We start from the raw sequence: 12229 nt of genomic DNA, 5'->3' as shown, positions 1-12229 counted from the left end.
AAGCCGTCCCCACAGCAGGGGGCGGCTTTGTTTATTTCAGCGCGGCTCGGATTATCCGCGGTTCGCAGCAATTGCGAACAACGGCGTCAGGATCATTTCCGACTTCGCATACGGCACGACAGGGACCGTGTCGATCCCTGTGCAGTATTCGACGTCATGCGTAAATCCCAGCTTGACCAGCTGCTTCGCCGCGCATCCTTCCATTACGGTTTCAAACAGGGATCCCTTGCACTGCCGGTACGCATGCTTCATCGCCAGGCCCAGATCATTCAGCTGAAGCGGAGCTTCCGAAATGGACTCCATCGCATCGATGATCATTCCCGCGCACAGGCCATCCTCCAGCGAAAAATCGTTGCGGCATCCCGAGCACAGCAGGATGGCATCTTTCCCGAACGATAACAGAGCCGACGCACAGGCCGTCCCATTCATAAATGAAGCGGCAAATATTCTGGCGGCCTTATGGGATTTGAGCAGCCCTCGGGTCCCGTTCGATGTGGTCAGCACCACCAGCTTTCCGGCAACCTCAGGGGTCATATAATCATGCGGCGAATTCCCGGCCTGAAACCCGGGGATTTTTTTATAATACCGTTCTCCACCGACAAACGTTTGGTCTCCCCGCATCTGCTGGGCTTGAGGAACCGTCTCCACGGGCATCAGCCCGGTAGCGCCTTGGGCCAGAGCCGTAATCATCGTACTGGTTGCCCGCAGCACGTCAATCACAACGGCGCTCTTGTGCACAAACTCCTCCGATCTTACTTCGTCCACATTGGCAATGACATCCACCCGCATGGATAAATCCTCCTTATGCATCTGTAAATAATACGACACCTCTTTCAGCTGCTTAGCCCTGAAGATGCCGATGGTTGAACGGTCCTCTCTTGGTTGGCCGGATGCAGGCAGTTTGTCTGCAGACGGATCCAACCCAGGCAACTGACAAGCGGATAGGTATTTCACCAAACAATATATGCAAGCCCAGAGCATTTTGTTCCGAATATAGGAGTTATTAAATAGAGGCTTTGTCATGACTCTTTTGATAATCCGTGAAGCAGCTCCGTTTTGCCAAGTTATTTTCCGTATCTTTCTTGTAAAACACAACTAAAAAGAGAGAGTCCCGCATATCTATGAGGTTAGAAGTACAATCTCGCAAAAGGGGGTCATTTTTGTGGACAAGTTCGTGCTCAGCATGGCTACGCTGCGTTTTATCTCCGGAAGTCTGGAAATCGCCGCCGCGCTGCTGATGCTAAAGCTCGCTCAGGTAGATAAGGCGCTGGCGGTCAATTCCCTGCTGGCATTCGTCGGGCCGACGGTGCTCATCCTGACGACTTCCATCGGGCTCATCGGCGTGGCTGATAAGCTCTCCTGGGGAAAGATGGCGTGGATCTTTTTCGGCGTGTCCTGTCTCTTAATCGGCATTCTCAAAAAATGATAGATTACTGTGGTCATAAATTTAGGGGCCAAGCATAGACATAAGTAAGAAAACATCTAGTAGTTTATCCATCAGAAGTTGAACAAGCTTGCAGGAGAAAGGCAGCACGGGGGTGGTCCTATTACAAATCCAAACTGGCTGGAATTATTTCCGGAGCCGGTCAAATCGATCCTTCACCAGCTCCCTCACCATATTCTGAGCGTTGTGGAGGAGGTACGCATCCGTGAAGGCAGGCCGCTGGAGATCAACGGCGCAGGCTCACACCACTATGTTACGGGACAAAGCACGCTGACGCTGGATGCGGACAAGGCGTACAAGCCGCAGCGGGAGGTCAGCCGAAGGCTGCTCGATCTGATCAGCAACCATTCGCTGTACACGATGGAGGAAGAGCTTCGCAAAGGCTTTATCACCATTCCCGGCGGACACCGCATCGGTTTGGCAGGTAGAACGGTGCTTCACGCCGGACATGTCGAGCATATCCGCGATATCAGCGGATTCAATGTGCGGATTGCCCGGGAAGTGAAGGGTGCCGCTGACGGCATCCTCCCCTTTCTGATCGATAGGGAAGGAAACAGGATTCGGCATACGCTTCTGCTCTCGGCACCGCAGCAGGGCAAGACGACCCTCCTGCGGGATTTGGCGAGACAGATCAGCAGCGGGCTTCCCGGGCTGGGCAAATCCAGCCTGCCGGGGATGAAGGTGGGCATCGTCGACGAGCGTTCCGAAATCGCCGGCTGCCTCAAAGGCGTGCCGAGCTTTGACGTCGGACCCCGCACCGACGTGATGGATGCCTGTCCGAAGGCGGAAGGCATGATGATGATGATCCGGTCCATGTCGCCGGATGTTCTCATGGTGGATGAGATCGGCCGGGGAGAGGACGCCGAATCGGTGACGGAGGCGCTGCATGCGGGCATTACGGTCGTCGCCACGGCGCATGCCGGCGGCATCGAAGAGCTGAAACATCGGCCCGCCCTGGCCGGACTCATAGAAACCGGAATGTTTGAGAGGTACGTTCTTTTAAAAAGGAAGGCACAAGGGTTAAGCTGCCGGATCCTCGACCAGCAGCACCGGCCGCTGCAGCTTCAGACGGGCAGCCAGAGAGGGGTGAACTTCCTTGCTTAAGCTTTTTGGCGCCGTGCTGATTCTGCTGTCCGGCACACTTGCCGGATTCCATCAGGCCAGGCAGTTTGCCAGCCGGCCGAAGCAGATCCGGGAGCTGATCCTGGCCCTGCAGCGGCTGTCTACCGAAATCACCTATGGATTTACCCCACTTCCGGAAGCACTTCGCAAAATAGCGGATCAAATGCGGGAGCCTCTCCATACCTTTTTTCTGAATGCAGCACGTGAGATGGGGCCGGCCACAGGACTGACCGCCCAGGAGAGCCTCCAGCGTTCTCTCCATGAGAACTGGAAGCGGACCTCCATGAAGGCACCTGAACGCGAGGTGCTGCATCAGCTCAGCTTCACGCTCGGGACAAGCGACCGACAGGACCAAATCAAGCACATCCAGCTGGCCGTCGAGCAGTTGAAGCATGAAGAAGCAACAGCCAGGGACGACCAGGCCAAATACGAGAAGATCAGTAAAAGTCTCGGGCTGCTCATCGGAGCATTGATCGTTATTTTGATCTTTTAGCGAGGTGCCTAGGAATGAACTTTGAAGTGAACGCAATTTTCCAGATTGCGGGAATCGGCATCATCATTGCCATGATTCACACAGTGCTGAAGCAAATGGGAAAAGAGGATATGGCTCATTGGGTGACGGTCATTGGTTTTGTCGTGGTGCTGTTCATGGTCGTCCGGCTGCTCGATAACCTGCTGCAGGAGATCAAAACCATCTTTTTGTTCCAGTAGGGGTTGCTAACCATGGAAATTATTCAAGTGGTAGGCCTTGGGCTTCTGTCCACGATTCTGATCCTCGTCATCAAGGAGCACAAGCCGATGTTCGCTTTCGTCCTGGCCGCCGCGACCGGCGTGCTGATCTTCATGTTCCTGATCGGCAAAATCGGTATGGTGATCCAGGAGCTCCAACGGCTTGCCGAGGCGTCGGGAGTCCAGATGATCTACCTGAAAACGATACTGAAAATTATAGGGATCGCTTATATCGCCGAGTTTGGGGCGCAGCTCGTCAGAGACGCCGGGCAGGAAAGCATCGCTTCCAAAATCGAACTCGCGGGCAAGGTGCTGATCATGGTGCTTGCCATCCCCATTATCGGCATTATCATCGAAACGGTGCTTAAGCTGCTGCCAGCCTGAAGGAGAGGGGTGAAGACATGCCGGGACTGCGGAGGCTGCCGGACAAGATGCACATCGTTATTTTGTTTATCGTGTTCATGGTGGCAGGGATCACCCGGGTCTTCGCGGCTTCACCCACGGATCAGCTGATCCAGAGCCAGGCGGAGAATTTGCCGAAGGATCAGGTGGAGAAGTACTGGGACACCTTGATGAAGGAATACGGGGGATTTTTTCCGGACCAGAAAACACCATCCTTCATGGATATGCTCCTTCCCGGCGGCAGCGGCTTCAGCCTCAAATCGGTGCTGACCGCGGCAGGGACCTTTATGTGGCATGAGGTGCTGTACAATGGCAAGCTGCTCGTCACGATCGTCATCCTGAGCATCATGAGCATGATTCTGGAGACGCTTCAGGCGGCTTTTGAGAGGAAAACGGTCAGCAAAGTCGCATACGCCCTATGCTATATGGTTATCATCGTGCTGGCCATCAACAGCTTCAACGTCGCGATCGGATATGCCAAAGAGGCGATCGACCGGATGATCGACTTCATGATGGCGATGGTACCGCTGCTGTTCGCACTGCTGGCTTCAATGGGCAACATCGTCACCGTGTCCGTTACGCATCCGCTGATCATCTTCATGATCAATACGATCGGAACGCTGATCCACGTCATGGTGTTTCCGCTGCTCTTCTTCTCAGCCGTGCTTCATCTGGTCAGTTCGCTGTCGGATAAGTACAAGCTGACGCAGATGGCGAACTTGCTGCGCAACATCAGCGTGGGGCTGCTCGGGGTGCTGCTGACGATCTTTCTCGGCGTTATCTCCGTGCAGGGCATCACGGGATCCATCACCGACGGGGTGACGATCCGGGCGGCCAAATACGTCTCCGGAAGCTTCATTCCGGTCGTCGGCAAAATGTTTGCGGATGCGACGGACACGGTGATCTCGGCATCGCTGCTGGTGAAAAACTCCATCGGTCTGGCAGGCGTCATCATCATCCTGTTCCTTTGCGCCTTCCCGGCCATCAAAATCCTGACGCTCGCGCTGATCTATAAAGTATCGGCAGCCATCATGCAGCCGCTCGGCGATTCCCCGATCACCGCCTGCCTGGACACGATCGGCAAATGCATGATTTACGTCTTTGCCGCCCTGGCGGCGGTCGGACTGATGTTTTTCCTGGCGATCACCATCATGCTGACGGCTGGCAACGTGACCGTCATGATGCGGTGAAGGGAGGGGAAGCCCGTGGAATGGCTTGGAAACTGGCTGAAAGAGGTCGTCATGGTCGTGCTGCTTGCCACCTTCGTCGACATGCTGCTGCCGAGCAGATCCATGGAGCGATACGTCAAGCTGGTCCTGAGCCTGCTCGTGCTGGTCACCCTGCTCAATCCGCTGATCCGGATCGTGACTGACGCGCCGCTCGACAAGCTGAGCGCAGCGATCGGCCGGATGGACCGGCAGCCGGGCGGCAGCGGCTCCAAAACCAGCCTCGAGCAGATTATGGACGAGGCCGAACAGATCAAGCATCGGCAGCAGAAACAAACGCTCCAGTGGGCGGGAGAGCAGGTGGCTTCCACCATGAAGGAACAGATCAAGCAGCAAACCGGCGAGGAACCTGCGAACGTGCAGGTTGTTCTCGGACTGCCGAAGTCTAATGACGATCCGAATGCCGGAGCCGGCCAGTCACAGCCATACATTAGCGCAGTCACCGTTACAATGAGGGATTCGCAAGGCGATTCGGGCAGTTCGGACGGCACCCGGGGGGAGAGCGGCATCCAGATCGAGCCGGTGAAGCCGGTTCACGTGCAGGTCACGATCGAGCCGGATGAGAAGCAGGCTGGAACAGATCAAATGAATTCTGATCCGGGTGAGGATCAAGCGCAGGAGGCCGCAGGCGCTGTGGATGACAAGAGCGCCGGCGAAGTCCGCAAGCTGCTGGCAAGCGAATGGAATATCGATCCGGAAGTAATCACGGTACGAAGCGGATCCGGGCAGGAGTCCCGGTTATAAAGGCGGAGGTGAAACGATGGGGAAGTGGCTGAAGAAGCTTGAGCAGTGGCTGGGGGGCGGACAGGGAGGGACGAAGCGAGTACATACGTTCAGGTGGCTGATTATCGTCGGCTTGATCGGGGTGGCAATCGTGCTGTTCAACTCCTTTGTCAATGTGAAGAAACTCGATAACGAAAACATAGGGAGGGAGCCTCCGGCTGGGGCTGAGTCCCAGGAAACGTTCCAGAGCTCGGCAGGTCAGACTTCGGACTTTGCAGCGATTGAGGAAACGGCCGAAGGCAGGATGAAGGACATTTTGGAGAAAATCGTTGGCGTAGGCACGGTGGACGTCATGGTCACGGTGGATTCCACGGAGGAAATCGTCTATCAACGGAATGTGAAAGACTCCCAGCAGCAGTCGGAAGAAAACGACGCGAACGGCGGTCAGCGCCATACGACCCAGTATACCCGGGATGGCGAGATCGTCACCTACGAGCAGTCGGGAACGCAGACGCCGATCATTACGAAAAAGGTAAAGCCGCAAATTCGCGGTGTGCTGATCGTAGCCAAAGGTGCAGAGAACGAAGTGGTTCGCAACTTGATTGTGGACGCGGTGGAAAAAGGCCTGAACGTACCGGATTACCGGATCTCCGTCGTTCCGCGCAAGCAGGGGTAAGCCGATTTCCCCGATATAATCCAGTTGACTTATGAGGAGGATTTAACGAATGAACAGTAAAAGACAAACGATTTGGTTGGTGTCGATGCTCAGTTTGATGGTAGTCCTGTCCGCTTATTATCTGTTTACCGAGGACTCCGGGACGTCGAAGACGCCGGTCGCCGACAGCCAGCAGGTGGACAGCAAGACAGACAAAGACGCCAAGACGACGGCCTCGGCCGGCAGCAAAGACAACGGGGTTGTCGTAGACGAAGTCGTGACATCGGGCCAATCGGGTGACAAGACTGCGGATGCGGGCAAGGCCGACGGTTCCGCCGCGAAGGATACAGCCCAGGATACGTCGAAGGAAGACGCGGCTAAGGACGCGACAAAGGATACCGCAGCTGCTGGGAGCACGGCCGATAAGGACGCTGCAGCCAAAGACACAGCCAAGGATACGGCTGACGCCGGACAAAAGAGCGCAGCGACAACCGACAAAGCTGCGGACGATAAAACGGCATCCACAAGTAAAACAGACGCCGGCAAGACAACCGCAAGTACGGAAAAAACGGACGATGAGATCCTGAAGGAAGTGGCTTCCCAGGCTTCGACAGGCAGCAGCATGCTCGAATCTCTTCAATGGCAGCGGTCGCAGACGAATGCTCAAAAAACAAATGACCTGATGGCGGCGATCAATGACATGAGCAAGGACAGCGAAGCTTCGGCCAAGGCGAGCCAGGAACTGCAGGCGCTCGAAAACAAAGAGACGATCATCGAAAGCATCGAGGAAGAGCTGGAGCAAAAATTCTCCTTTGCGAACGCATTCGTGAAGGAAAATGACGACAAGTACCAGGTGCTCGTCCTGAGCGACAAAATGGATGCCAAGCAGGCAGCGGGCATCGTTCAGCTGGTGATGAAAGAGCTGAAAGTGACCCAGGACAAAGTCAGCGTGAAAGTCGTCTCCGAGTAAAATGGCGGAAAAACAGAAATATCGTCGAAAGAGTCCGGGACAGCCCAGGACTCTTTCCATTTCTTCCGATTATGTTATAATACTTATCGTTATGTGTATGAATTGTCCGAAGCCACGGCTTCCACGCAGCTGAAGGAGTGAATTGCGAATGTTTAAATTGAACGAGATAAAAGAATTGATCAAGCTGGTCGATGAGACCTCCGTACATGAACTTGAACTTGAATCAGAAGGAGCACGCCTTTCCATCCGCAAGCCGGGCAAAACCGAAGTGGTTAGCGTTCAGGCTGCGCCTCAATTTGTACAGGCCCCTGCCGCACAGCAGGCTCCGCAATACGTACAGGCACCCGCCGACAATGCGCAGGCCCCTGCAGCAGGACAGGCAGCAGCACCGGATGCGGCTTCTTCCTCACTACATAAAATCGTCTCCCCGATGGTAGGAACGTTCTACAAAGCCTCTTCTCCGGACGCCGCGCCGTTTGTCAGCGTCGGTGACCGCGTTGACGAGAAAACGACGGTTTGCATTATTGAAGCGATGAAGCTGATGAATGAGCTCGAAGCAGAAGTAAAAGGCACCATCGTTGAGATTCTTGCGGAGAACGGACAACTGGTGGAATACGGGCAGCCTCTGTTTCTGGTGAAGTCGGAATAGGCACCGCACAATGGAGGAGGTTACTTGCATGAAATTTCAAAAAATTCTGATTGCCAACCGCGGTGAAATCGCAGTCCGGATTATCCGGGCCTGCCGCGAGCTCGGCATTTCCACCGTTGCGGTTTATTCGGAGGCCGACAAGGAAGCGCTGCACGTCCGTTTGGCGGATGAGGCATACTGTATCGGCCCTACGCTTTCGAAAGACAGTTACCTGAATTTCACCAACATTATGAGCGTCGCCACGTTGACGGAGTGCGACGCCGTTCATCCGGGATACGGATTTCTCGCCGAGAATGCCGATTTCGCGGAAATTTGCGAGTCCTGCAACATTACCTTTATCGGACCTTCGGCCGACGCCATCAACAAGATGGGCGACAAAGCGGTTGCGAAGCAGACGATGAAGAGCGCCGGCGTACCGGTCATTCCGGGTTCCGACGGCCTGGTTGAAGATTTGGATGAGGCTGTAATGATCGGCCGGGACATCGGCTACCCATTGATCATCAAAGCGACGGCCGGCGGCGGCGGAAAAGGAATCCGCATCGCTGAGGACGAGCAGGCGCTGATTAAGCAAATCACGGCGGCACAGCAGGAAGCCCAAAAGGCGTTCGGCAATGCCGGCGTTTATCTGGAGAAATATTTGACCGGCATGAAGCACGTTGAGATTCAAGTGATTGCCGACAACCACGGCAACGTCGTTCACCTGGGCGAACGCGACTGCTCCGTACAGCGCCGCCGCCAGAAACTGATCGAGGAAGCGCCTTGTCCGGTGCTGTCCCCCGAGATTCGTCAGCGGATGGGTGAAGCCGCAGTCCGCGCAGCCCTTGCCGTTAACTATTCGGGTGCGGGCACGCTCGAGTTTCTGCTCGGCAACGACGGCCAGTTCTACTTCATGGAAATGAACACCCGAATTCAGGTGGAGCATCCGGTTACGGAAATGGTCACCAATGTGGATTTGATCAAAGAGATGATTTCGGTCGCGGAAGGTCACCCGTTGTCGTTTACGCAGGAAGACGTTCAAATTAACGGCTGGTCGATCGAATGCCGCGTCAACGCGGAAGATCCGGACCGCAACTTTATGCCGGCTCCGGGCAAAATCCAGTTTTACCTGCCTCCGGGCGGTCCTGGTGTACGGGTGGACAGCGCAGCCTATCCGGGCTACAGCATTCCTCCGTTCTACGATTCCATGATCGCGAAGCTGATCGTATGGGCGCCGACGCGTCAGGAAGCGATTGCCAAGATGAAACGGGCGCTGTCCGAATTCGTAATCGAGGGCGTGCACACCACCATTCCGTTCCATCAGAAGCTGATGGAGCATCCGGTGTTCAACCGCGGCGATTTTGACATCAAGTTTTTAGAGGAAAACGAAATCTGACGCCAGCTTCGGATTGTTTGTCATAAAGTTCCCCAAATGGTATAGTATGAATGATTAGGGGCAATCCTGCTTTCGTCTGAAGCGGTTTTATATATTATCTGAAAGGTGTGTTGATTCAGGGATGAGCACATTACCGAGTGAATTTGAACGTACGGACATCGGTGAAATTCAAATAGCACCTGAAGTGATTGAAGTGATCGCGGGTCTGGCTACGGTGGAAGTGAAAGGCGTCGCCGGCATGAGCGGCGGATTTGCCGGAGGCATCGCCGAGCTGCTTGGCCGCAAAAATTTGTCCAAAGGCGTGAAGGTGGAAGTCGGACAGCGCGAAGCGGCTGTGGACGTCTCGGTGATTATCGAGTACGGAAACCGCCTGCCGGAAGTGGCGACGGAAATCCAGCGCAATGTCAAACGCTCCATCGAAATGATGACAGGCCTTACGGTCATTGAAGTCAATGTGCATATCCATGATGTTTACTTCAAAAACGCGGAGAGAGCCGAAGACGTTGATTACAGTCAGCGCGTAAAATAAAGGATTCAATTGGTCACCATAACCCCCGACACCCGAAATGTCGAGGGTTTACTCTAATTTAAGGAGGCTGTGCTGTTCGTGGCTAAGATACTGGACAGACTTCTGCTGTTTATTTACAGCTTGAGTATCGGAGTAATATGTGTATTTGCCATCCTCCTCATGAGTGATTTGGTTCCATCTCCGGATGAACTGCTGAACACAGCCGAGCTTCAGCTGACGGTCATCGTGGCAGCGGTGATCCTCTTTTTACTCAGTATCCGCTTTTTCTATATCTCGATTCGCCCGGACAGAACGCATGTCCACTCGATTGACCAGAGGACCGAATTCGGCGACATTCAGATCTCGGTCGAGACGATCGAGAACCTGTGTCTCAAGGCGGCTTCGCGGGTGAGGGGCGTCAAGGACCTGAAGGCCAGAATCCATGTGACGGAAGCGGGCCTTGAAATTATGATTCGTGCCGTCGTTGACGGCGATGTGTCTATCCCGGCCATGACCACCGACGTGCAGAAGCAGGTTCATGATCACCTTCAGGAAACGACAGGCATTCCGGTCTCTAACGTGGCGGTATATATAGCGAATGTGGCCCACGCACCAGTGATCAAGAGTAGAGTGGAATAGAGGTGAATTCTCCGAGTGATCTGGAAAGAAATTTGGGAGAGTCACAAAGGACGGATTACCGGTATTGCCGGCGGTATTTTTTTCGGTTTTATTTATTTGTTTGCGGGTTTTTGGGATATGTTGTTCTTTGCATTGGTAGTGTTCATAGGATATTCTGCCGGCAAAAGGAAGGATCTTCGGATGGATTCCTTTTTCCGCTGGCGGGAAATGGGTCAGTGGCTCTCCGAGCGCTGGCGCCCCTTTAAATGAACCCGTGATATGCCTTTCTCCGGAAAAAGAGCTGCAGCTTCTTGAAGCCCATATTCTGGAGATTGACATGCTCACGGTTTTTTTTGTGCAAATCACGATGTTTTTATTCCCGCGGTGACCCATAATAAGGACAAGAGGAAATTTCAAGGTTCTAGGAGGAACATAATGAAAAGACGTGTAGCCAGGGAACTGGTCGTTCAGTGCCTGTATCAGATGGAAATGAACGAAGCAACAAGCGAAGAAGCGCTGGAAATGCTGCTGGAGGATGCCGCTGAAGAAAATGATACCGAGCGGACCATCACCGATGAAGCGGAACTGAAGGAATTTGTGCTGGGGCTCGTAAACGGCATTTGGGGCAGCAAAAAAGCGGTGGACGACCTGCTGGAAAATTATTTGAAGGGCTGGCAAATGAGCCGCCTCTCCAAGGTGGACCGCCAAATCCTCCGCCTCGCCGCCTATGAAATGCTGTATCGCGATGACGTGCCGGCCAAGGTTGCCGTCAATGAGGCGATCGAGCTGGCCAAGCATTTCGGAACCGAGGATTCGGGCAAGTTTGTTAACGGAGTTCTGGGGAACATGATCCGCGAGCTGGATCAATTGAAGTCATAGTCTTGCATAAGGACGTTTAGCCGTCCGCTTTGCCAATCTAAAACATAGGGGAGAGAGCGACATGACAGCATCTATTATCAATGGAAAACAGGTTTCTGAGGATATCCGGACCGGAATTGCCGCCGAAGTCAAGGAGCTGGCCGCCAAAGGCGTCACTCCGGGGCTTGCCGTCGTGCTGGTAGGCGAGGATCCGGCTTCCCAGGTTTATGTGCGAAACAAGGAAAAAGCGTGCCACGACCTCGGATACTATTCGGAGGTTCACCGGCTTCCGGCTTCGACAACTCAGGAGGATTTGCTTGCATTGGTGGACAAGCTGAACAAGCAGGACACCATTGACGGCATCCTCGTCCAGCTGCCGCTTCCCGGGCATATTGACGAGAAGGCGGTCATTAACGCGATCGCGGTAGACAAGGACGTTGACGGATTCCATCCGGTAAACGTCGGCAACCTGGTCATCGGAGATGACAGCCTTCTTCCATGCACGCCGGCAGGCGTCATCGAGCTGATCAAGCGTGCGGGTGTAGAGCTGGCCGGTAAGCATGCCGTTGTCATCGGCCGCAGCAATATCGTCGGCAAACCGGTTTCGCTGCTGCTTCAGCGCGAAAACGCGACCGTGACGATGTGCCACTCCCGGACGATCGGCATGGCGGACATTGCGCGTCAGGCCGACATTCTGGTCGTTGCGATCGGCCGGGCCAATTTCATCGATGCAAGCTTTGTGAAACCGGGTGCCGTCGTCATCGACGTGGGCATGAACCGGCTGGAGAACGGCAAACTGGCCGGAGACGTGGATTTCGAAAGCGTTAAGGAAGTATCTGGCCCGATCACGCCGGTGCCTGGCGGTGTAGGACCGATGACGATTACGATGCTGATGCAGAACACCTTGATCGCGGCCAAACGCCACCACGGATTGGCATAACGGAGCGGATGCC

General features: G+C 54.5%; 17 protein-coding genes. 16 read left to right on the top strand and 1 reads right to left on the bottom strand.

Features of this window, described 5'->3' with window-relative positions; all coding sequences use genetic code 11:
• Window positions 1-51: 51 nt before the first annotated feature.
• A complete protein-coding gene (locus BCV73_RS17915) occupies window positions 52-789 on the bottom strand; it encodes a 2-phosphosulfolactate phosphatase (RefSeq protein WP_076170006.1) in 738 nt (245 codons plus the stop codon).
• 367 nt (window positions 790-1156) lie between these two features.
• On the opposite strand from BCV73_RS17915, the gene BCV73_RS17910 reads away from it, so the two are divergent.
• The 16 genes from BCV73_RS17910 to folD all read left to right on the top strand — a co-directional run bounded on the left by BCV73_RS17910 (window position 1157) and on the right by folD (window position 12216).
• Window positions 1157-1426, top strand: a complete 270-nt coding sequence (locus BCV73_RS17910) for a YqhV family protein (RefSeq protein WP_412974004.1) — start codon at window positions 1157-1159, stop codon at window positions 1424-1426.
• 78 nt (window positions 1427-1504) lie between these two features.
• Window positions 1505-2548 (top strand): stage III sporulation protein AA, encoded by a 1044-nt coding sequence (gene spoIIIAA / locus BCV73_RS17905; RefSeq protein ID WP_256992888.1) that lies wholly within the window; start codon window positions 1505-1507, stop codon window positions 2546-2548.
• Complete coding sequence (gene spoIIIAB / locus BCV73_RS17900) at window positions 2541-3059, top strand: stage III sporulation protein SpoIIIAB (protein ID WP_076170007.1); 519 nt, start codon at window positions 2541-2543, stop codon at window positions 3057-3059. The genes spoIIIAA and spoIIIAB overlap by 8 nt, the downstream gene beginning before the upstream one ends.
• Window positions 3060-3073: 14 nt before the next feature.
• Window positions 3074-3277: a stage III sporulation protein AC gene (spoIIIAC, locus tag BCV73_RS17895; RefSeq protein WP_076170008.1), complete on the top strand. Its 204-nt coding sequence runs from the start codon at window positions 3074-3076 to the stop codon at window positions 3275-3277.
• A gap of 12 nt (window positions 3278-3289) precedes the next feature.
• Window positions 3290-3679: a stage III sporulation protein AD gene (gene spoIIIAD / locus BCV73_RS17890; RefSeq protein ID WP_076170009.1), complete on the top strand. Its 390-nt coding sequence runs from the start codon at window positions 3290-3292 to the stop codon at window positions 3677-3679.
• Window positions 3680-3696: 17 nt separating this feature from the next.
• On the top strand, window positions 3697-4887 hold the full coding sequence (spoIIIAE, locus tag BCV73_RS17885; protein WP_089548098.1) for a stage III sporulation protein AE: 1191 nt from the start codon (window positions 3697-3699) through the stop codon (window positions 4885-4887).
• A gap of 15 nt (window positions 4888-4902) precedes the next feature.
• Complete coding sequence (spoIIIAF, locus tag BCV73_RS17880) at window positions 4903-5667, top strand: stage III sporulation protein AF (RefSeq protein ID WP_076170011.1); 765 nt, start codon at window positions 4903-4905, stop codon at window positions 5665-5667.
• Between the two features lie 16 nt (window positions 5668-5683).
• On the top strand, window positions 5684-6322 hold the full coding sequence (spoIIIAG, locus tag BCV73_RS17875; RefSeq protein WP_076170012.1) for a stage III sporulation protein AG: 639 nt from the start codon (window positions 5684-5686) through the stop codon (window positions 6320-6322).
• Window positions 6323-6371: 49 nt separating this feature from the next.
• On the top strand, window positions 6372-7271 hold the full coding sequence (locus tag BCV73_RS17870) for a SpoIIIAH-like family protein (protein WP_089548097.1): 900 nt from the start codon (window positions 6372-6374) through the stop codon (window positions 7269-7271).
• Window positions 7272-7419: 148 nt separating this feature from the next.
• Window positions 7420-7920, top strand: coding sequence for an acetyl-CoA carboxylase biotin carboxyl carrier protein (gene accB / locus BCV73_RS17865; protein WP_089548096.1), 501 nt, complete (start codon window positions 7420-7422; stop codon window positions 7918-7920).
• A 28-nt stretch (window positions 7921-7948) separates the two neighbouring features.
• Window positions 7949-9292: an acetyl-CoA carboxylase biotin carboxylase subunit gene (gene accC, locus BCV73_RS17860; RefSeq protein WP_076170015.1), complete on the top strand. Its 1344-nt coding sequence runs from the start codon at window positions 7949-7951 to the stop codon at window positions 9290-9292.
• Window positions 9293-9413: 121 nt separating this feature from the next.
• Entirely contained in the window at window positions 9414-9821 is a 408-nt protein-coding gene (locus BCV73_RS17855; protein WP_076170016.1) for an Asp23/Gls24 family envelope stress response protein, read from the top strand.
• Between the two features lie 78 nt (window positions 9822-9899).
• Window positions 9900-10439 carry an alkaline shock response membrane anchor protein AmaP gene (amaP, locus tag BCV73_RS17850; RefSeq protein WP_076170174.1) on the top strand — a complete coding sequence of 180 codons (540 nt, stop codon included), beginning with the start codon at window positions 9900-9902 and terminating at the stop codon, window positions 10437-10439.
• 15 nt (window positions 10440-10454) lie between these two features.
• Window positions 10455-10688, top strand: a complete 234-nt coding sequence (locus tag BCV73_RS17845) for a DUF2273 domain-containing protein (protein ID WP_076170017.1) — start codon at window positions 10455-10457, stop codon at window positions 10686-10688.
• A gap of 165 nt (window positions 10689-10853) precedes the next feature.
• Window positions 10854-11297, top strand: coding sequence for a transcription antitermination factor NusB (gene nusB, locus BCV73_RS17840; protein WP_076170018.1), 444 nt, complete (start codon window positions 10854-10856; stop codon window positions 11295-11297).
• 61 nt (window positions 11298-11358) lie between these two features.
• Window positions 11359-12216 carry a bifunctional methylenetetrahydrofolate dehydrogenase/methenyltetrahydrofolate cyclohydrolase FolD gene (gene folD / locus BCV73_RS17835; protein ID WP_076170019.1) on the top strand — a complete coding sequence of 286 codons (858 nt, stop codon included), beginning with the start codon at window positions 11359-11361 and terminating at the stop codon, window positions 12214-12216.
• Window positions 12217-12229 lie beyond the last annotated feature (13 nt).

Source organism: Paenibacillus sp. SSG-1, from assembly GCF_002224835.1.
GTDB classification, from domain to species: Bacteria; Bacillota; Bacilli; order Paenibacillales; family Paenibacillaceae; genus Paenibacillus_AQ; species Paenibacillus_AQ favisporus.
This window is presented reverse-complemented; position numbering and strand designations above follow the sequence as displayed.

Coding starts and splice junctions, on each gene's coding strand:
- BCV73_RS17915 (WP_076170006.1), bottom strand. CDS start 789: ATGCGGGTGGATGTCATTGCCAATGTGGACGAAGTAAGATCGGAGGAG.
- spoIIIAC (WP_076170008.1), top strand. CDS start 3,074: ATGAACTTTGAAGTGAACGCAATTTTCCAGATTGCGGGAATCGGCATC.
- spoIIIAD (WP_076170009.1), top strand. CDS start 3,290: ATGGAAATTATTCAAGTGGTAGGCCTTGGGCTTCTGTCCACGATTCTG.
- spoIIIAE (WP_089548098.1), top strand. CDS start 3,697: ATGCCGGGACTGCGGAGGCTGCCGGACAAGATGCACATCGTTATTTTG.
- spoIIIAG (WP_076170012.1), top strand. CDS start 5,684: ATGGGGAAGTGGCTGAAGAAGCTTGAGCAGTGGCTGGGGGGCGGACAG.
- BCV73_RS17870 (WP_089548097.1), top strand. CDS start 6,372: ATGAACAGTAAAAGACAAACGATTTGGTTGGTGTCGATGCTCAGTTTG.
- accB (WP_089548096.1), top strand. CDS start 7,420: ATGTTTAAATTGAACGAGATAAAAGAATTGATCAAGCTGGTCGATGAG.
- accC (WP_076170015.1), top strand. CDS start 7,949: ATGAAATTTCAAAAAATTCTGATTGCCAACCGCGGTGAAATCGCAGTC.
- BCV73_RS17855 (WP_076170016.1), top strand. CDS start 9,414: ATGAGCACATTACCGAGTGAATTTGAACGTACGGACATCGGTGAAATT.
- nusB (WP_076170018.1), top strand. CDS start 10,854: ATGAAAAGACGTGTAGCCAGGGAACTGGTCGTTCAGTGCCTGTATCAG.
- folD (WP_076170019.1), top strand. CDS start 11,359: ATGACAGCATCTATTATCAATGGAAAACAGGTTTCTGAGGATATCCGG.